Below are 19,489 nucleotides of genomic sequence, written 5' to 3' on the forward strand. Positions count from 1 at the left end.
CACCCCAGGACGATCATTGCAGTTGACCGGTGATCCAGATGAAGTGAGATGACGGAGATGAAGCTCCTCGTGGTCGGCGCCAACGGCGGCCTGGGCAGGCAGGTGGTCACCCACTCCCTGGAGCGCGGACACCAGGTGACCGCACTCGTACGACAGGGCGCGGGGCAGGCACGGACGCCGGGGCTGCGCATCGTGGAGGGTGCGGTGGGCGATGACCTGGCAGCCGTACGCCGCGCTGTCGACGGGCAGGACGCGATCGTCGGCGCCCTGGGCAACCCGCTCTGGCTCAAGGCACGTACGGGCTCCGCGGTGATGGCCCGGGCCACCGCGAATCTGGTGGCCGCCATGCATCTGCATCAGGTACGGCGTTTCGCCATGCCGCTGGCCTGGGGGAGCGGCGCCTCACGGCCGCACACCGCGTGGCCGCTCAGGGCCCTGACCCGGCTGCTCATCCGCCGTGACTACCAGGACTTCGACACCGCGGAGGCGATCCTCGCCGCCTCGGGGCTCGACTTCACCATCGCCTATTTCGGCTCGCTGACCGACCGGCCCGCCTCGTCCGCCTGGTCCGCCCACCCCGACGTGAAAACCCCCTCGCCCCTGGCGATCAGCCGCGCCGACCTGGCTCAGTGCCTGCTGAACGCCGTCGAATCTCCCGGCCCCACCGCTCACCGCCTCTCGGTCAGCGGCGCGCCGAAAGGATGACGCTCCCATGAACCTCACGGGCAAGACCATGGTGCTGACGGGGGCGAGCTCGGGGCTGGGTGCCGAGGCCGCCCGCCTGTTCAGCGCCCGAGGCGCCGCCCTGCACCTCGTGGGCCGCGACGAGACACGTACCAGGGCCATCGGCGAGGAACTGCACGCACCCACCTACACGGCCGACTTCACCAGCCTGTCCCAGACCCGCGCCCTGGCCGCGCGGTTGGCCCACGCCGCGCCGAAGATCGACGTACTGGCCCTCAACGCCGGAGGCGTCATGCCCCCGCACCTCACCGACGACGGGATCGACGCCAACTTCCAGGCCAACGCCCTGGCGCCATGGCTGCTGATGACACTGCTGGCCGGACAACTCGGCACCGGCCGCGTCCTGCTGACCACCTCCCCGTCACACAGCAACGCCGTCCTCTCCCCGCACAACCTCGCCGCCACCTTCGCGGGCGAGCCGCGTGTGTCGGGGCACCGCACCTATGCCCGGGCCAAGCTCGCCGCCGGGGTGCTGCTGCGTGAGTTCCACCGCCGCAACCCGGACGTGGACGCCGGCGACTTCCACCCCGGCATCATGGCCTCGGACTTCGGCCGGTACATGGGCCGCACGGGCAGCCTCCTGAAGACCGCCGCCCGCCCGTTCATCGGCACCCCTCGCCAAGGCGCCGAACGGCTGGCCGAACTCGCCACCCGCCAACAGGCCCTTGCCGGGGCCTACTTCGTCCACACCCGCCGCGCCGGGGGTTCCGCCCAGCTGCACAGCCAGGAGCTCGGCGCGGCCCTGTGGGAAGCCGCCGACCGCGCGACCGCATCCGCCCCGGACTCGGCGGAGCCCGGGGCACCCGCACCCTCATCGACGCGGGTTCGGCCCCCTCACCACGGCTGAGCCCCGTCTACCCCGTGCAGCCGCCGCCCGCACGGCGGCCGCGGGTCAGCCCCGCGTCGTCAGACGCTCCGCAGCCGTCAAGGGCCCACACCCTCACCAGCTTTCAGAGAGGCCCTGTCCGATGCGCGTAGAGCAACTGAGCGGCACTGTCCAGTTCGGGACAGTGATCCTCAGCGAGGCGGCGGGCCTCGGCGGCGGCCTCTTCCGTGACCTGGTGCTCAGGGTCACCCCCGTGGCCTTCACCGATCTCGGCTATTTCTTCGCGCCCTGCGCCCTGCGCGCTGCGCCAGCTCCGTCGGCGGCGGTGTGCTCGCCCATCTCCTGGCCCTGCGCTACAACTGGCGAACCCCGCGTGCCCGCTTCTGGCGCGATCCGTTCGAAGGCATGCGGCAGCAGTCGCCAACGGTGAAACCGGCCGCACGCACCGCACCGTCAACGTCCATGGAAGCAGATACGATCACGCTGCCCTCGCTCGCAGGGGAGCTCCTCCACCGCAGCGACCGTGTCCTGCCCCCTGCTCAGCCCCCCCGCGCCCCGCGCCCCGCCCGCATTGTGTACGAGGCGATCCGCCGGGATGTGGCAGCAGGTATGAATGAGGTCATGACTATGTGCAAGAAGTGCGGTGCGCAAAAGCGCCGTTGGCCCCGTTCCTGCTCTCAGTGCCGTTCGGGGTCGGGCCGGGAGACCGCAGTCGACACCGCCGCCGACCTGGCTGTGCCGGCAGGACTCTTCGAGTGGATGTGGCGCGGCATAAAAGGAGTTGTCCGGCTGGTGGTGCGTGCGCTCAACTGACGCTCGGTTCATTCCCTCGGCTCGTCTGCGGTCATGGAACGGGTGCGAGGCCGGCGCTCACAGGGCCTTGAGTGCCCGTACGCGATGGTCGACCGCGCGCCGACTGACTGCTGCCGCGGGATCGAAGGTGTCGAAGGCATGGGGAACGCCGGGGTACTGGATGAGCTCGACCGGTACTCCCGCGCGGCTGAGCCGTTGTGCGTACGCGATGTTCTCGTCGCGGAAAAGGTCGAGCTGGCCTGTTTCGATGTAAGTGGGTGGCAGCGCGCTCAGGTTGCCGGCGCGGGCAGGGGCGGCGTAGCCGGGGGTGTCGGGGCCACCCGCCGCGTCACCCAGCAGGCAGCGCCAGCCGGTGAGGTTGTCCTCCGCGCTCCAGGTCAGCGTGGAGGCGAGGTCGGGCGGGGCGACGGTGGTCCAGTCGTCGAGCATCGGGTAGATCAGGATCTGGGCTGCCAGGGCGGGGCCCCGGCGGTCCCGGGAGAGCAGAGCCACGGCGGCCGCGAGACCACCCCCGGCGCTGTCTCCCATGACCGCGATGCGAGCGGGGTCGATGCCGAGACCGGCGGCGTTCGCCGCGGCCCAGCGCAGAGCGGCGCAGCAGTCCTCCACGGGGACGGGGTGCGGATGCTCGGGGGCGAGGCGGTAGCCGACCGAGAGCAACGCGACGCCGGAGAGGCGTGTATAGACGCGGCATTGGGTGTCGTGGGTGTCGAGGTCCCCGAGGAACATCCCGCCGCCGTGAAGGTAGACGGCCAGTGCCGCCCCCTGGGCGTCCTGCCGCCGGTACAGGCGCAAGGGGATCGTGGCCCCGTCGCCGGCCCGGGCCGAGCAGGGGGTCACCGTGACGCCGGGAGGGGCCGTGAGCTGTGCGGCCTGAGCGGCGATGGCCGTGCCGAACACCTCCCGCCGGGTTTTCCAGTCACCGGGTGCCGGCGGGGGCACGGCCTTCATCGCCGCGAGAGTCGGCGCCAGCGCGGCGGCGATTTCGGCGTCCATGGGCACGGTCATCAGTTCCTCTTTCTTCGCGTCACCGGGTAAGGGCCGCGCCGGAGGGTCGGGCCGGAGGGGCGGGCCGCCCTCGGTTGGCGTGGCCCTCTCCCTTGAGTTACAGTCTGCCTGAAACATTCTTTCAGTCAAGCTGTAACTCACCGGGAGGGGCCGCATGGCCAGGGATGTCCCCGTGCCGATAGGGGTGCGGGCACAGGAGGTGATGGTCGGGCTGCTGGGCCGCCTGCCGGACCGGGTGCGGTCGGCGATGGCGGGGCCGGAGATCGTCGTGGACGGTGAAACACTGGCCGTCGATGCCCGGTTGCTGATCCGCTCCCTCGGCGACAAGGAGTCGGCTCTGGTGGTCGAGGACTCACCGGAGCTGTCCCGCGCGGCACTGGAGCGCAACGCCCCGATGCTCCGTGCCGGCCGGCGGCCGACACGGGCGGTGACCGTGTCCGAGATAGGTCTGAAGGGCGGTCAGCACGGCCTGGAAGCAACCTTGTACGAACCCGCGTCCTGCCCCGGAACGTCGGGTGCGCTGGTGTTCTTCCACGGTGGAGGCTGGGTGATCGGCAGCCGCGCCGGATATGACCACGTGGGACGCTTTCTCGCCGAACACACGGGCCACCGGGTGCTGTCGGTGGACTACCGGCTCGCACCCGAGGCCCCGTTCCCCGCCGCGGTGGACGACGCACTGGCGGCGTTCGACGACACCGTCGCGCGAGCCGCGGAATTCGGCATCGACCCGAACAGGATCGTCGTCGGCGGGGACAGCGCGGGGGCCACGCTCGCCGCGGTGACCGCCCGCCGCGCCGCCGGGCGCGAGCACGGCCCCGTCCCGGCGGGGCAGTGGTTGCTGTACCCCGCCACGGACCTGGCCACTCGTCACCCGTCCCGGGACACGTACGGCAAGGGGTTCCTGCTCACCGACGACGACATCGTCTGGTTCCAGGACCACTACCTTCCCCCTGGGGCGGACCGTACGGATCCGCAGGTGTCGGTCCTCCACGGCGAGGTCGCCCCGGACACACCGCCGACCCACCTCGTCACGGCGGGATTCGATCCGCTGCGTGACGAAGGCGAGTCCTACGCCGACAAGCTTCGCTCCGCGGGTGTCCCGGTCACCGCCGTCCGCGAAGCGGACCTGCCGCACGGCTTCCTGCCGTTCGTCCATCTCGGCCCCCGGTTCGACCAGGCCGTCACCGCGAGCGCGCACGCGCTACGCCGGATGCTGGGCTGACCGGTTTCCCCTTCCCCTTCCCCTTCCTTTTCCTCTTCCCTTTCCGACGCTGTCTCACCGACCGCGCTTCCCGACCGGACAAGGACATGTGCCATGCACGTACAGATCGCGCTCTACGACGGCTTCGACCCCCTCGATGTGCTGGGACCCTTCGAAGTCTTCCACTCCGCGGGCGAGTTCTCCGGCGGAGGGGTGTCCACCGAGTTCGTCAGTGCCGAAGGCGCGCGCGAAGTACCCAGTGGATTCCCGTCGATCAAGCTCACCGCGACCTCCGTCGTGGACGTGAACAGGAAGAGCGTGATCGTCGTCCCCGGCGCCGCGGGAAGCCTCTCGCTGGATCCCGGGGTCGTCGGCTCCATCGGCTGGATTCTCCGGCAGGCGGGGTCCACGGATCTGCCGGACCTGCTGCGCGAGGCTCTGGCCCGCCCGGACATGACCGTCGCCACCGTCTGCGGGGGTTCCATGCTCCTCGCCCACGCCGGACTGGCGGACGGCCGGCCGCTGGTCACCCACGAGCGGGGCCAGGACCTCGCCGGAACGAAGGCGATCCCGGTGGAGGCCCGCATGGTCGACGACGGCAACCTGCTCAGCTCCGGCAACGTCACCTCCGGCCTCGACCTCGCCCTGTACCTGGTCGAACGCGAGGTGGGGCCCCGCGTCGCCCACGCCGTCTCGGAACTCATCCGGCACGAACGGCGCGGCACGGTGTGGAGCGCCACGGGCGCCCCGGTTGCGATGGCATGACGGCGATTCCCCCTTCTCATCGGTACTCCGGTGGAGCCCTGCCATGAACGGCGTGTGCGGACGGGTGGCGCGGTGGTGAGCGGCACACGGGCGGCGACGGCACCGTCCGCACACGAGGACCGCACCGGACCGCTCATCGGTGTGCTCGTGGTGGCGGCGTTCGTGATGTTCCTCAACGAGACCGTTTTCAGCGTGGCGCTGCCGGCCCTCACCCGGGACCTGAGCCTGACCACGGCCACCGCGCAGTGGGTCATCAGCGGGTATCTCGTGGCGATGGCGATCGTCCTGCCGGTCACCGGATACCTGCTCGACCGGTTCTCGGTACGGCGTATCTTCATCGGCTCGTTGACGGTCTTCATCGTGGGAGCGCTGATCGGCGCGCTCGCCCCGGGATTCGGTCTGCTCCTGACCGCACGGATCGTGCAGGCGGGGGGAACCGCGACGATGGTGCCCCTCTTGATGACATCGGTGATGCGGTACGTGCCCGCGCACCGCCGCGGCGCGGCCATGGGCGCCACGTCGGTCGTCGTCGCCGTCGCACCCGCCGTGGGACCCGCGCTCGGCGGTGCGGTGATCGACACTCTCGGCTGGCGCTGGATCTTCTGGATCACACTTCCTCTCGCGCTGGCCGTCCTCGCGGTGGGAATCGTCGTCGTGCGGGCGCCCTCCCCGCTGCGCGTCGTATCGCTGGATCTGCCCAGCCTCGCCCTGTCCGTGATCGGGTTCGGTGGGATCCTCTACGGTCTGTCCGCCCTGGGAGAACGGCGCACCGCCCTGCCGTTCGGCGTATGGGGGCCGGTGGCGGCCGGGGCCGGCGCACTGCTGCTCTTCGTGGTGCGGCAACGGAGCCTGCAACGCACCGATCGTGCCCTGCTCGACCTCCGCCCGTTGGCGCTCCGCCGGTTCTCGGTACCTCTGGTGCTGGCGGTGCTGATGTTCCTGACACTCATCGTGGCCGGTTCCGTACTGCTCCCGCTCCACCTCCAGACAGTGCTGGGCCGCACCGGCTTCGCCGCAGGGATGACACTGCTGCCCGGCGGGGTGATGCTCGGTGTCCTCGGCCGTCCCGTCGGAGCGCTCTACGACCGCGTCGGCGCCCGCTTCGTCGTGGTTCCCGGGGCGATCGCGATCGCCACAGCCCTGGCCGTGTTCGCGACCTTCGGCCACGGCACCCGTACGGCCACGGTCGTCGGCGTCCACGTACTGTTCATGACCGGGGTCGCCCTCCTCATGACACCGCTGATCACCGAGGCGCTGTCGGCGCTGCCGGAGCACCTCTACGGCCATGGCAGCGCCATTCTCAACACCCTGCAACAAGTCTCGGCCGGTTTCGGCACCGCCGCGTCGGTCACGATCGCCACCCTCGCCTCGGCCGGTGCCGCTCCGGACTCGACCGGGCTGCGCGTCGCCTTCGTCTGTACCGCCGGTGTCGGACTGGTCCTGGCGGGGCTGGCGCCCCTCACCCGCACACGCAGGGCGCACGGGACGGAGACCACGGACCCCTGAGGAGGGGCCGTGCGAACGGTCATGGGCGCCCCTTGCGGAACCATGCCTCCGGCACGCCGGGTGCGCCTTAGGGTGAGTCATGACCGTAACGCGTTTGTCTCCTGACGGCATCGATGAGGCCGCCCGTCTGATCGACCCCGCCTTCCTCCACACTCCCCAATTCCCGGACCCCTCGCTCTCCCGCGCACTCGGCCGGGACACCGTGGTCAAGGTGGAGACACTGAACCCGCTCCGCTCCTTCAAGGGCCGCGGAGCGGACCTCTTCCTGCGGCAAGCGGCGGTCCCGCGGCATGTCGTCTGCGCCTCGGCCGGCAACTTCGGCCAGGCCATGGCGTATGTCGGACGGTCCCGCGGTATCCCGGTGACGGTGTTCGCCGCCCATGACGCCAACCCCACCAAGGTGGCGCGGATGCGGGAACTGGGCGCCGAAGTCCTTCTGTCGGGCGCCGACTTCGACGCGGCCAAGGACGCGGCCCGGGCGTACGCCGGCAGCCGCCCGGAGTCCGTCTTCGTGGAGGACGGCGACGAGCCGCTCATCGCGGAGGGAGCCGGCACCATCGCTGTGGAGCTGGCCCCGCTCGATCTGGACGCCATCGTCGTCCCGGTCGGCAACGGCGCGCTCATCAGCGGCATCGGCTGCTGGACGAAGGCCCGCTCACCCCGCACCCGGATCATCGGGGTGTGCGCGGAGGGCGCCCCCGCCATGGCGACGAGCTGGCGCACCGGCGTGCCCGAGGCCACCGGTCCGGTGGGCACCATCGCGGACGGCATCGCCGTACGGGTGCCGGTGCCCGCGGCGGTGGCCTGGATGCGTGAGGTCGTCGACGACGTCCTCCTCGTCGGCGAGGAGGACATCCGGCGGGCGCTGCGGTTGGTACGGGACACCCTGGGCCTGATCCTGGAACCCTCGGGCGCGGTCGGCATCGCCGCCGCACTCCGCCACGACCTCGGTGTCGCTTCCGTGGCCACGATCCTCACCGGCGGTAATTTCTCCCCCGGTCTCCTGCGAGAGCTCGCCCCGGACCCGGCGCGCACGGACCACGCGGCTTCCTCGGCGATGAGATGAAATCACCTGCCATGTCAGGAATCAGTTGCTGATTGGCAGTCCTGCCCGTAGTCGAACTGGGCCAGGGGCAGCCACTGTTGCTGTATGACGATCAGTAACGCCTCAGGGCTGTCCCTTCCGGATCTCGCCTCCTCGCCGCTCCGCCAAGCCGTTGTCGAGCATGTCCTTGAGATCGAGGCCCCCTCGATAGCGCATCACAGCCTCCGCAGCTATTTCTTCGCTCTCAAGGTCGCCGAATTCCGCCAACTGCGCCGGGACGTCGACTACGACGACGACGCGCTGTTCTTCGCGGCGGTGCTGCACGACCTCGGCCTGTCGGACCCGGGCGAGGCCCGGCCGGACCGTTTCGAGGTCGCCGGCGCCGACATGGCCGCGGAACTCCTCGCCCGCCATGGGGTCGCGTCCGAGGTGAGGGAGGCCGTCTGGGACGCGATCGCCCTGCACACCAGCCCTGGCATCGCCCAACGCCGCGGTACCGTCTGCGACCTCGTCCGCCTCGGCACCGGGGTCGACTTCGGATACGAGTCCGACTTCATCTCCGACGAGGAGGCCGCTGTGATCAATGAAGCGTTCCCCCGGCTGGACATCAACACGGCCATCGGCCAGTTGATCATCGAGCAGGCGGAGCGCAACCGCGCCGTCAAGGCGCCGCATCTGTCGGCCGGGGACTACTTCTACCGTTCCGTTCACGGGTTCGACATGAGTTTCGTGTCCCGGTGGGGCGCGGCCTGAGGATGGTGTGACCGGCAGAGCAAACCCCCGGCTCGAAGGTCTTCGGGCCGGGGGTGTCTCACGCCGAGGCGGATGCCGGTGGGCGTGGAGCCCTTCAGCAGCCTTCGCCCGTCAACGGCGCGAGACGGCGGCTGAGTGTGCGGACCGCCTCGGCCAGGCGGGGGTCGGCCGCCCGGCGCGGTGGTGAGAGCGGCAGCCCGTCAGGGCCGACGACCAGCCCCGGCCGGCCGGCGAGGGCGGGGTCGGTCGCCGCGGTGACCGACGAGCGGGCGGCCTGCGCCGGCGTCCCGGACGTGGTGCGCCGGAAGGCCGCGCGGACCAGCGGCCAGAAGGGTCGCAGCCAGGGGGCGACGACATGGGACGAGGACATGGTCCCGGTGGTCATGGTGGTGACCGCGCCGCCGGGATCGGCGGCGAACACACCGACGCCGTCCCCCTTCAGACGCCGCGCCAGGTCCAGGGTGTAGGAGAGGTTGGCGAGCTTCGCGCGGCCGTACGCGTGGAGGCCGTAATACGCGCCTTTCCGCTCGGCGGTGTCGATGCGGCCGGTGGGGATGCGGACGGAGCCGGAGGTGACGTTCACGACGCGGCTGGGAGCGCCGGCGCGCAGGGCGGGGAGCAGCAACTCCGTCAGCAGGTAGGGGCTGAGATGGTTGAGGGCGAAGCTCGCCTCGATGCCGTCGGGCGTCAGGCGCCGGTCGTCGAACATCGCTCCGACATTGTTGACCAGTACGCTCAGGGCGCCGTCCGCCGCCACACGCCCGGCGAGACTCCGCACCTCCGCCAGGGAGGTGAGATCGGAGGTGACGAACCGGGCCTCCGTACCGGTGCCGGCGGCGTTGATACGCTCGACGGCGCTGCCGCCCCGCCCCGCGTCGCGGCCGACCACGGTCACCTCGTACCCGGCCGCGGCGAGGCCCACCGCGGTCTCCAGACCGATTCCGCCAGTTCCCGCCGTGACGAGCGCGCGCCGATTCATCTGTCCTCTTTCCCCTGGGTGTGTGGGCGCCCGCCGACGTGGTCACCTCCTCACGAGTTACAGTCTGCATGAAACTTAGTTGCAGTCAAACTTCAACTTTGGAGGAGGGGGCTTACCTGCCCGCGACCGTGACGACGACGCGCTGGTAATGCTTGAGCGCGGGCGTGCCGCTGTCCTTCACTTCCAGGATGATGTGGAGCGTGGAGCCCGGTGTCGCGTCGGACGGCACGACGAAGGACAGCTTCGGCCCGTTCGCGGCGCCCAGGTCGACGTCGCCGGGATAGGTGCCGGCGTCGGTGTACCGCCACCACTTGAAGGACACACGGTCCCCGTCGGGGTCGGTGGCACTGCCGTTCAGTGTGATCCTGGAGCCCGGCCGGGCGGTGAGGTCGGTGCCCTGGCGGACGGAGGCTGTGGGGTTGTGATTGGCCTTCCGGTAGGAATCGGCCTTCCCCCAGTCGGCGCGGGCCGCGAAGTCGTTCTGGATGTCCTCGACCCAGCGGGTCTGGGGGTAGCTGCGGTCGGCCGCGTTTCCCGTGTAGGGGTTGGCGTCGGTGGTGTCGATCCACCCCGAGGCGTTGGGGGCGAACCGGCCGCCCCATCCGCCGTACGTGGGGTCCTCGGAGGAGCGCAGTCCGTTGAAGTCCAGCATGTGCAGGAACGCGGGGGAGTCGCCTTCGGAGATGAAGTCGTGGACCCCGTAGCCGAGGTTCTGATTCTCCTGGCTGGGCTCCGGACGCCATCGGTTGTTCTCGTCGTCCCCGGGTGTCGGGTTGCCGTCCCGATAGGTCCGGTACTGCTTCAGCAGGCCACCGTGTCCGTCGAGGAAGTTGCGCTCCATGTAGGGGCCTTGGAGCGAGTGCTGGAGCGGACCGGGCACCGTGCGCTGCCAGGCGTAGGCGAAGCTCCAGAACTGGGACTGGTTGTCGATGATCTTCACGTTCGGCCAGTTGGGTTTGATGTAGTCCCGCAGGGTCGAGTCCTGTTCGAGGATGTTGTAGAGGACCAGCTTCTTCTCGATCTTCCGCTGGACGGCGGCCCACTTCCGCGTGCCCTCGTACTCGTCCTGAATGGATTTCAGTGCTCGGGCGGCGGTGTTGAGGCCGCCCCACGCCTGTACGTAGAGCGGTCCGGGCCGGTCGTCGAGGATCGCCTTCCTGATCAGCTCGGAGCCGTCGGAGGGTTCGGCCATGTCGCCGACGTTCTCGATGTTGCCGATCTTGTACAACGAGCGCAGGCGCTCCGGTGTGGGATAGCCGTCCGCGTGCTTGCGCAGGTTGGGGTAGATCTTCGCGTACTCGTCGATGTACTGGTCGACCCAACGGGTTCCGGTCCACCGGTACGGCGCGACCGTGTCCCCGTTGCCCGCCCAGTGGAACCGTGAGCTGGTGTACACGATGCCCGCGATGTCGAACTCGTTGGCGTAGTAGAGGAACCGGATGAAGGAGTCCATGTCATCGACTTCGCCGTCCTGGGTCACGATGACACGCGGCTTGTCGTGAGGGCGCTGCTCCGCCGACGCCGCGGGACGGTCGAGCGGGGACGCCGCAGGCGTCGCGTAGGCCGTTGCGGGCAGGAAGGACGCGGTGACGGCGAGCAGGGCGGTGATGGTGAACGGCCGGCGTCGGCGCGGGATCGGACCGTGCGTGTGCATGTGTCTCCTCTGAGTTGTCGGAGAGTTCCGGGGTGCGGCCGCAGCTGGTGTGCTCCGGTGGCGTGGCGTGGCGGCCCTGCTCGCGATGTGGACGCCGCCGACCGTGCGGCAGGCGGCCCGCACAGGACGTGCCGTGGCAGCCTGTTGGGCCGGCCCGCCCCGCATCGTGGCCACGGGGGTCCGGCACGCGGACCGGACTCGGGTTGCCTCGGCCGGCGTACGTACGCGAGCAAGGCGCGGCGGGGCCGATGAACGTCCGGAAGTGAATGCCTATTCGTGTTCGATTCGGTAAGCAGTGAGATTCTGTGAGCACCCCGACGGCATGTCAACAGATCGGACGGAAGTTCCCGACGGTCCCGGCGCGTGGTCGAAGCTCCGGTCGACCGGAGCGAAAACCCCCTCACGCAGGGGTCTTGACGCGCCCGGCTCGGGTTCGTAACTTGACCCGCATGTCGACTCAACCACGCATAGACATTCAGCAGCCTGGTCAGGACGAACCGATCTACGGCGCCGGTGTCTGGCATTTCGCGACCTACGTCGACCGATACGCCACGGACGGCTACGGCGAACCACGCACCATCCTCGACGCCATCAAGCTCGCCGGAGCGGTCGGTGATCTGTCCGTCCTCGACCTGAACTGGCCCTTCCCGCCCGGCGACATCAGCACCGCCGAGGTGCGGCAGGCCCTGGCCGAACAGAACCTGCGGGCCATCGCCGTGACACCGGAGTTCTACACCGGAAAGTTCGCCAAGGGCGGCTTCACCAACCCCGACCCCGCCGTCCGCCGGCAGGCCATCGACCTGGTCGCCGCCTCGGCCGAGGTAGGCCGCGAGCTCGGCGTGGACTACGTCAAGATCTGGCCCGGGCAGGACGGCTACGACTATCCCTTCCAGGCCGACTACACCGACCTGTGGACCAAGTCGGTCGACGCACTGCGCGAACTCGCCCAGGGCTTCCCGGATCTGAGGTTCGCGATCGAGTACAAGCCGCGCGAGCCGCGCAACCGGATGGTGTTCTCGTCCGTCGCACGGACCCTGCTGGCCATCCAGGACATGGGCGTGGACAACGTCGGTGTCCTCCTGGACTTCGGTCACTCCCTGTACGGCGGGGAGACCCCGGCCGAGGCCGCCCGGCTGGCCATAGCCCGGGACAGGCTCTTCGCGATCGATGTCAACGACAACTTCCGCGGCTGGGACGACGACATGGTCGTCGGCTCCGTGCACCTGCTGGAGACCTTCGAGTTCTTCTTCGCCCTGCAGGACGCCGGCTGGGAGGGCGTGTGGCAGCTCGACCAGTTCCCGTTCCGTGAGGACCCCGTCGAGGCGGCCCGCACCGGAATCCGTACGATGCGCGCCTTCCACCAGGCACTGGCCTACCTCGACCGCGAAGAACTGGCCGCCGCGCAGTCCGCGCAGGACGCCCTCGGGGCGCAGCGCATCGCGAAGCGGGCGCTGTTCCGCGCCCTCGCGGAGAGTGAGTCCGCGTGAGCGCCACCCTGGAGACCGCCGCGCCGCTGCGGGCGGACGAGACCGCTGCCCGGGAGTACGAGCGCCGCAGCGCGCGACTGCGCGCCGCATCGCCTGCCGAGGCGGCCGCGGAACTCGCCGACATCTCGGCCTCGATCCGGCGCGACATCCTGACCACCATCCAGTCGGCCGGCATGGGACACGTGGGGGGCGATCTGTCCGTCACCGACCTGATGGTCACCGCCCTGTGGGGCACCCTGCGCATGCGTCCCACGGAGGTCGAGCACCCGAGGCGTGACCGGTTCGTGCTCAGCAAGGGGCACTGTGCCGCGGCCCTGTACTCGACACTGGCGTCCTGCGGGTTCTTCCCGCGCAGCCGGCTGAGCGAGTTCATGGCTCCGCTGTCCCCGCTCAACGGACACCCGGCCCGGCTCAAGGTTCCCGGTGTGGAGACCAACAGCGGACCGCTCGGACACGGCTTCCCCGTGGCCACCGGATGCGCACTCGGGGCGAAGCTGCGCGGCGAGTCCTGGCGGACCGTCGTGGTGCTCGGCGACGGCGAGATGCAGGAGGGCAGCAACTGGGAAGCCGCCATGACGGCCGCCCACTACGAACTCGCCAACCTGACGGCCGTCGTGGACCGCAACCGGCTGCAGCAGGGCGCGCGTACGGAGGACACCAAGTCGCTGGAGCCGCTGGACGCCAAGTGGGCCGGCTTCGGCTGGGAGGTCCGCGTCATCGACGGCCACGACCACCGGGCGATCAAAGAGGCGTACGCGCCGTCGACCACGGGACGTCCGGTCGCGGTGATCGCCAACACCACCAAGGGCAAGGGCGTGTCGTTCATGGAGGACCGCGTCGAATGGCACCACAAGGTGCCCACCGACGAACAGGTGCGTCTCGCCCTTGAGGAGCTGAGCCGATGAGTTCCGTGGCCGAACAGGCACCCACCTTCGACTGCCGCGCGGACTTCGCCGACGAACTCGCCGCACTGGCCCGCGCCGACGAGCGGATCGTGGCGGTCTGCAACGACTCGGTGGGCTCCAGCAACCTCGTCGGGTTCCGCGAGGAGTTCCCCACCCGCCTCATCAACGTGGGCATCGCGGAGCAGGACCTGGTCGGTGTGTCGGCGGGACTCGCCAACGCCGGGTTCATCCCCTTCGCGTCCGCCGCGGCGCCCTTCCTGACCGGTCGCGCCCTGGAGCAGATCAAGGCCGACATCGCCTACACCCACCGCCATGTCGTGCTCTGCGGCCAGAGCCCGGGCATGGCCTACGGAGAGCTGGGACCCACCCACCACTCCATCGAGGACCTGTCCTGGATGCGCGCGATCCCGGGACTGGACATCATCGTGCCGGCCGATCCGTCGCAGACACGCAGCGCGGTGCGCTGGGCCGCCGGGTCGGGCAGACCGACCTATATCCGCGTACCGCGCTTCAAGGTGCCCGCCGTCACTCCCGACGACGCGCCGTTCGAACCCGGCCGGGCCGTACGGCTCCGCGAGGGCACCGACGTCACCCTGATCGCGGTGGGCACGATGGTCTCCCGGGCCCTGGACGCCGCGCACCTTCTCGAACAGCGGAACATCTCCGCACGCGTCCTCAACATGACCTTCGTCGAACCCCTCGACATCGCCGCCGTCATCGCCGCGGCACGGGAGACCGCGGCCATCGTCACCGCCGAGGAGGGACTGCTCTCCGGCGGCCTGGGAGCCGCCGTGGCCAAGGTCGCGGCCGAGAGCACCCCTGTCCCGGTGCGCATGCTGGGCGTACCCGGGTTCGCCCCGACCGGCAGCGCGGCCTTCCTGCTCGACCACTTCGGGCTGACGGCCGACGGTATCGCCGGTGCCGCGCGCGAGGCACTGGGACGGGTGTGATGAAGCCGCACGTTCTCGCCATCGACCAGGGCACCAGCTCCACCAAGGCACTGCTCCTGGACGCCACGGGCGACATCGTCGGCCGGGCCGAAGCACCCCTGTCACAGACCCATCCCGGCCCCGGCCTGGTGGAACAGGACGCGACGGCACTGCTCGACAGCGTGTACGGCGCCGTCGCCGACTGCCTGACGGGCATCGACCCGCGCGCGGTGGCCGGGGTGGCGCTGAGCACGCAGCGCGAGTCGGTCGTGCTGTGGGAGGCGGCGACCGGCGAGCCGGTCGCACCCCTGGTCAGCTGGCAGGACCAGCGCGGGGGAGAACGTGCGGCCCGCCTCACCGCCGCCGGAACGGCCGACGAGATCCGCCGCCGCACGGGTCTCCCGCTCGACCCGATGTTCTCGGCTCTGAAAATGGCCGCCCTGCTCGACCGGTACGACCCCACGCGGGCCCGGAGCAAGGACGGCGCCCTGCGCCTCGGCACCGTGGACGCCTACCTCCTGTACCGGCTCACCGGGCGGCCGGTGACCGAGATCGGCAACGCGTCCCGGACCCAGCTGCTCAACCTCGCCACGGGCGACTGGGATCACGAACTGCTCGACCTGTTCGACATCCCCCGGGCGGCCCTGGGCCGTATCGTGCCCTCCACCGGGCCGTTCGGAACGGTGCGCGGTCTGCGCCCCCTGGCCGACGGCACCCCGGTGCTGGCCGTCATGGGTGACTCACACGCCGCCCTGTTCGCCCATGCCGGCTGGCGATCCGGAACCGTGAAAGCCACCTACGGCACCGGATCCTCCGTCATGACGGTGACGGACTCACCCGAACCCGCGGAACACGTGTGCACCACCATCGCCTGGTCCACCGGACAGCCCGTCCACGCGCACGAGGCCAACATCCGCTCCACCGGGCGTACCCTCACCTGGCTGGCCGAACTGCTGAACACCGAGCCCGCGGAACTCATCCGGCTCGCGGCCGGCACGGACGCGGGCGACGTGACACTGGTGCCGGCCTTCGGCGGCATCGGAGCGCCCTGGTGGGACGCCCATGCCGTGCCCGTCCTCGCCGGCTTCGGGCTGGGTACCGGTCGGGCCCAACTGGCGCGCGCCGCACTGGAATCGGTCGCACTCCAGGTGGGCGACGTCCTCGCCGCCCTCCCCGGTCCCCGACGGGTCCTGGCCGACGGCGGCCTGAGCCGCAGCGACGCGCTCATGCAGCTGCAGGCCGACGTCTCCGATATCACCGTCGCCCGCACACGCCACCACGAACGGTCCGCCGCGGGCGCCGCACAGCTGGCGGGAGTGGGACTCGGCCTGTGGACGACCGCCGACCTGGAACGGCGCGCGGACCGCGACCTGCAGACCTTCACCGCCGACTGGAACGAAACACAGCGCGGCGCCACGGTCGCGCGCTGGCGTCATCGGGTCGCGGCCGCTCGCGACCTCGGGACACGTGGACAGCAAAGGACGTCATGACCACAGCAGACTTGCCACAGACAGACAGGACACCGGCGCGCCCCCGCGGCCGGCTCACCCTGGGCAGCGGTTCGCTCATCGCGCTGGTGCTCCTGTTCGCCGCCATCGCGGCCACCACCACCTACCGATCGGACAGCGAGGCCAGGACGAGCGGCAAGCCCGCGTTCGACGCCTCCACGTACGCCACCAGCACGTACGAACCGAAGGTCGTTCCCGCGATCAAGAAGAACGCCGTGGACATCGCCACCCTGCACCAGGCCATCGCCGCCGACACCGAGGCGGCCGGCAAGCAGTACGGGCATCGGCCGGGCACCGGACCCTACAGCTATGCCGCGACGCTGACCGGGACCGCGGGCGCCGTCAGCAACGGCCTCCTGCAGGTGACCGTGGACGGCCTGGACAAGGCCCGTGTCTCCGTACAGGTCGGCCCGGCGATCAACGGCACGGCCCTCCGTGACGCGGCCGGCTTCATCACCTTCGGCCAGTTCACCAACCAGGTCGAATACGCCGACGCCGGCACCGCGTTGAACACCGCGATGAAGGACAAGGTGCTCAAGGCCTTCGATCCCGCGGCGGTCCGCGGCAAGAAGATCACTGTCATCGGCGCCATGACCCCGCTGACCGCCGACGTACTGACCCTCACCCCCGTCTCGATCGAGGCCGCGTCATGACCTCCGCGACCCCGAACACACCGGTTCCACCCGTGCTGCGCGCCGCCGAGGTCACCAAGGTGTACGGCGGGACGAAGGCGCTCAAAGGAGTGTCGCTGGACATCCCGGCGGGCCGTACCACCGTGCTCTTCGGCGAGAACGGGGCCGGCAAGTCGACCCTGATGAAAATCCTCAGCGCGGTCGAGTCCCCCAGTACCGGCCACATCGAACTGGACGGCCGGGCGGTGAAGTTCGCCAGCGCGCGAGAGGCGTCCGACCACGGCATATCGATCATCCACCAGGAACTCAGCCTCTGCCCCAACCTGAGCATCCAGGACAACCTCTTCCTCGGCCGCGAGCGCACCCGGCAGGCCGGCACCCTGCTCGACCGCCCCACTCAGCGCGCCATGGCACGGAAGGTGCTGGGCCGACTCGACGGAAAACTCGACCCCGACACCTCCGTGGGCGAGCTGCGGCTGGGCCAGCAGCAACTCGTCGAGATCGCCCGGGCACTGCTGCAGAACGCACGCGTGCTGATCATGGACGAACCGACCTCCGCGCTCAGCGCACCGGAAGTGGAGATCCTCTTCCATGTGATCCGGGAGCTCAAGGCCGAGGGCGTCGCGATCGTGTACATCTCGCACCACCTGGAGGAAGCCCTCTCCGTCGCCGACGAGGTGGCGGTCCTGCGGGACGGTGCCATGGTCGCCACGGCACGGGCGCGGGACATCGATCTCGCGTGGATCGTCCGCACGATGGTGGGACGCGACCAGGCGGATCTCTTCCCCGACCGGAACCCCACCCTCGGGCCCCTGGCGCTGGAGATGACCGAACTGTCCGTCGCCGACCCGTCCGTCCCCGGACGGCTCGCCGTGAACGGTGTGACCACGACGGTCCGGGCGGGCGAGATGGTCGGCATTTACGGCCTGATGGGCAGCGGCCGTACCGAACTGCTGGAGTGTCTGGCCGGCCGGATGCCCGCCGCCTCGGGCGAGTTGCGGCTCCACGGCGCACCGCTCACCGGCAGTGTGCGCGACCGCATCCGCAGCGGGCTGGCCCTCGTCCCCGAGGACCGCCAGCGGGACGGCCTGGTCCAGTCCATGACGGTGGGACAGAACCTCTCACTGGCCTCCGTGACCCGGTTCGTACGCCGACTGCTGCTCAGCCGGCGTGACGAGGAGGAAGCGGTCGACTCGATGATCTCCGACGTGACCGTCAAGACCTCCGGGTCCCGTGCGCCCATCGGCTCGCTCAGTGGCGGAAACCAGCAGAAGGTCGTCATCGGCAAGGCGCTGATGACCGGCCCGCGCGTCCTGCTCCTGGACGAACCGTCCCGCGGTGTGGACGTGGGAGCCAAGGCCGATGTCTTCACACTCATGGCCCAGCAGGCCGAACGCGGCCTCGCCGTGCTCTTCACCACCTCCGAGGCCGAAGAAGCGCTGCACGTGCCCGACCGCCTCCTGGTCCTGGCGCGCGGCCGGCTGGTCGCCGACCTGAAAGCCGGAGAGATCACCCGGGACCGGCTGATGAGCCTGGCCGACGGAGCCGACACCACCGAGAAGGCAGAAGATGAGTGACACCCTGACCAAGGACCACGAAGTAGTGCTCCAGCAGCGCCGCGCCGCGGCCGCGCAGGCACGGCGCCTCAAGACGGTCGACTCGATCTTCGAACTGCGCGCCTTCATCGCCCTCGGAGTCCTGATCGTCGTCTTCAGCCTGCTGTCGGACTCCTTCCTCACCGTCGACAACGTGATCACGATGACCAAACACGTCGCCATCAACGCGATCCTCGCGCTGGGCATGCTGCTGGTCATCCTGAAGGGCGGCATCGACCTCTCCGTCGGATCGACCGTCGGCCTGTCCGGAGTGATCGCCGGTGAGCTGCTCCAAGGCCTGCACCTGAGCATCCTCGACGTCGTCGCCTATCCGCAGGTCTGGGCCGTCATCGCCCTGTGCATCGCGGTCGGCGCACTGGTCGGCGCCGTCAACGGCATCCTCGTCACACGCCTCAACGTGGCACCCTTCATCGCCACCCTCGGCATGCTGTACGTGGCCCGGGCCACCGCTCTGCTCATCTCCGACGGCACCACCTACCCCGATCTCGCCGGCGATCCGGGAACCCACAACACCGGCTTCGGCTGGCTCGGCCAAGGCCGCCCCCTCGGTCTGCCCGTCGCGGTATGGATCATGATCGTGGTGGCGGGCCTCGTCGCGGTACTGCTGCGTTCGACGCCTTTCGGCCGCTGGCTCTACGCCACCGGCGGCAACGAACGTGCCACCGAACTCAGCGGAGTCCCCGTCACACGTGTGAAGCTCCTCGTGTACGTGATCTCCGGCGCCTGCGCCGCGATGGCCGGCCTCATCATCGCCTCCGAACTCACCTCCGCCGCACCACAGGCCGGTGAGACCTTCGAGCTCAACGCCATCGCCGCCGTCGTCATCGGAGGCGCCGCCCTCTCCGGTGGCCGGGGCACCGTACGGGGCACGCTCGTCGGGGCCTTCGTCATCGGCTTCCTCGCCGACGGCCTCGTCATCCTCGGCGTCTCGACGTTCTGGCAGATGCTCATCAAGGGCGCCGTCATCATCGTCGCCGTCATTCTCGACCAGAGCCAGCAGCGCTTCCAGCGCCGCCGTGCGGCGGCGTCCGCCGTCGCCGTGCGAACCGAACCCGAGCCGGCCGGCGCGGGCAGCGCCCCATGAGCCGACTCCGGTGACCCCGCAGCCGACTCATCTC

17 protein-coding genes and 1 pseudogene are annotated in these 19,489 nt (G+C 70.1%); 15 read left to right on the top strand and 3 right to left on the bottom strand.

What is annotated here, in order from left to right:
- The first annotated feature begins 48 nt into the window (after positions 1-48).
- The 3 genes and pseudogenes from ACFXKG_RS02495 to ACFXKG_RS02505 form a co-directional block, all read left to right on the top strand.
- Positions 49-705 carry an NAD(P)-dependent oxidoreductase gene (locus ACFXKG_RS02495; protein WP_384830996.1) on the top strand — a complete coding sequence of 219 codons (657 nt, stop codon included), beginning with the start codon at positions 49-51 and terminating at the stop codon, positions 703-705.
- Between the two features lie 7 nt (positions 706-712).
- Positions 713-1,591 (top strand): SDR family NAD(P)-dependent oxidoreductase, encoded by an 879-nt coding sequence (locus ACFXKG_RS02500; protein WP_384830998.1) that lies wholly within the window; start codon positions 713-715, stop codon positions 1,589-1,591.
- Positions 1,592-1,745: 154 nt separating this feature from the next.
- A pseudogene (locus tag ACFXKG_RS02505) lies at positions 1,746-1,859 on the top strand (TRIC cation channel family protein); the annotation flags it as partial.
- Positions 1,860-2,440: 581 nt separating this feature from the next.
- Here ACFXKG_RS02505 and ACFXKG_RS02510 read toward each other — a convergent pair.
- A complete protein-coding gene (locus ACFXKG_RS02510) occupies positions 2,441-3,391 on the bottom strand; it encodes an alpha/beta hydrolase (protein ID WP_384831001.1) in 951 nt (316 codons plus the stop codon).
- Between the two features lie 154 nt (positions 3,392-3,545).
- On the opposite strand from ACFXKG_RS02510, the gene ACFXKG_RS02515 reads away from it, so the two are divergent.
- The 5 genes from ACFXKG_RS02515 (at position 3,546) to ACFXKG_RS02535 (ending at position 8,661) form a co-directional block, all read left to right on the top strand.
- Positions 3,546-4,613 carry an alpha/beta hydrolase gene (locus ACFXKG_RS02515; protein ID WP_384831004.1) on the top strand — a complete coding sequence of 356 codons (1,068 nt, stop codon included), beginning with the start codon at positions 3,546-3,548 and terminating at the stop codon, positions 4,611-4,613.
- Between the two features lie 93 nt (positions 4,614-4,706).
- Positions 4,707-5,357, top strand: coding sequence for a DJ-1/PfpI family protein (locus ACFXKG_RS02520; protein WP_384831007.1), 651 nt, complete (start codon positions 4,707-4,709; stop codon positions 5,355-5,357).
- 75 nt (positions 5,358-5,432) lie between these two features.
- Positions 5,433-6,863: a DHA2 family efflux MFS transporter permease subunit gene (locus tag ACFXKG_RS02525; RefSeq protein WP_384831010.1), complete on the top strand. Its 1,431-nt coding sequence runs from the start codon at positions 5,433-5,435 to the stop codon at positions 6,861-6,863.
- 79 nt (positions 6,864-6,942) lie between these two features.
- Positions 6,943-7,929 (top strand): threonine/serine dehydratase, encoded by a 987-nt coding sequence (locus ACFXKG_RS02530; RefSeq protein ID WP_384831013.1) that lies wholly within the window; start codon positions 6,943-6,945, stop codon positions 7,927-7,929.
- An 84-nt stretch (positions 7,930-8,013) separates the two neighbouring features.
- Positions 8,014-8,661, top strand: coding sequence for an HD domain-containing protein (locus ACFXKG_RS02535; RefSeq protein ID WP_384831016.1), 648 nt, complete (start codon positions 8,014-8,016; stop codon positions 8,659-8,661).
- Positions 8,662-8,755: 94 nt separating this feature from the next.
- Here ACFXKG_RS02535 and ACFXKG_RS02540 read toward each other — a convergent pair whose 3' ends face one another.
- Both ACFXKG_RS02540 and ACFXKG_RS02545 read right to left on the bottom strand, forming a co-directional pair.
- Positions 8,756-9,640 carry an SDR family NAD(P)-dependent oxidoreductase gene (locus ACFXKG_RS02540; protein ID WP_384831019.1) on the bottom strand — a complete coding sequence of 295 codons (885 nt, stop codon included), beginning with the start codon at positions 9,638-9,640 and terminating at the stop codon, positions 8,756-8,758.
- A 112-nt stretch (positions 9,641-9,752) separates the two neighbouring features.
- Entirely contained in the window at positions 9,753-11,294 is a 1,542-nt protein-coding gene (locus tag ACFXKG_RS02545; RefSeq protein WP_384831022.1) for a nucleoside hydrolase-like domain-containing protein, read from the bottom strand.
- Positions 11,295-11,743: 449 nt separating this feature from the next.
- Here ACFXKG_RS02545 and ACFXKG_RS02550 point away from each other — a divergent pair, with 449 nt between their 5' ends.
- The 7 genes from ACFXKG_RS02550 to ACFXKG_RS02580 are packed head-to-tail and all read left to right on the top strand — an operon-like array spanning position 11,744 to position 19,455.
- A complete protein-coding gene (locus ACFXKG_RS02550; protein WP_384831024.1) occupies positions 11,744-12,781 on the top strand; it encodes a TIM barrel protein in 1,038 nt (345 codons plus the stop codon).
- Positions 12,778-13,686 carry a transketolase gene (locus tag ACFXKG_RS02555; protein WP_384831027.1) on the top strand — a complete coding sequence of 303 codons (909 nt, stop codon included), beginning with the start codon at positions 12,778-12,780 and terminating at the stop codon, positions 13,684-13,686. Before ACFXKG_RS02550 ends, ACFXKG_RS02555 begins: the two co-directional genes overlap by 4 nt.
- Complete coding sequence (locus ACFXKG_RS02560; protein WP_384831030.1) at positions 13,683-14,636, top strand: transketolase family protein; 954 nt, start codon at positions 13,683-13,685, stop codon at positions 14,634-14,636. The genes ACFXKG_RS02555 and ACFXKG_RS02560 overlap by 4 nt, the downstream gene beginning before the upstream one ends.
- On the top strand, positions 14,636-16,105 hold the full coding sequence (locus ACFXKG_RS02565; protein ID WP_384831033.1) for an FGGY family carbohydrate kinase: 1,470 nt from the start codon (positions 14,636-14,638) through the stop codon (positions 16,103-16,105). Before ACFXKG_RS02560 ends, ACFXKG_RS02565 begins: the two co-directional genes overlap by 1 nt.
- Positions 16,102-16,776 (top strand): DUF2291 family protein, encoded by a 675-nt coding sequence (locus tag ACFXKG_RS02570; RefSeq protein ID WP_384831036.1) that lies wholly within the window; start codon positions 16,102-16,104, stop codon positions 16,774-16,776. The genes ACFXKG_RS02565 and ACFXKG_RS02570 overlap by 4 nt, the downstream gene beginning before the upstream one ends.
- Complete coding sequence (locus ACFXKG_RS02575; RefSeq protein ID WP_384831039.1) at positions 16,773-18,332, top strand: sugar ABC transporter ATP-binding protein; 1,560 nt, start codon at positions 16,773-16,775, stop codon at positions 18,330-18,332. Before ACFXKG_RS02570 ends, ACFXKG_RS02575 begins: the two co-directional genes overlap by 4 nt.
- Entirely contained in the window at positions 18,325-19,455 is a 1,131-nt protein-coding gene (locus tag ACFXKG_RS02580) for an ABC transporter permease (RefSeq protein ID WP_384831041.1), read from the top strand. Before ACFXKG_RS02575 ends, ACFXKG_RS02580 begins: the two co-directional genes overlap by 8 nt.
- Positions 19,456-19,489 lie beyond the last annotated feature (34 nt).

This window comes from Streptomyces sp. NPDC059255 (genome assembly GCF_042752355.1).
Lineage (GTDB): Bacteria > Actinomycetota > Actinomycetes > Streptomycetales > Streptomycetaceae > Streptomyces.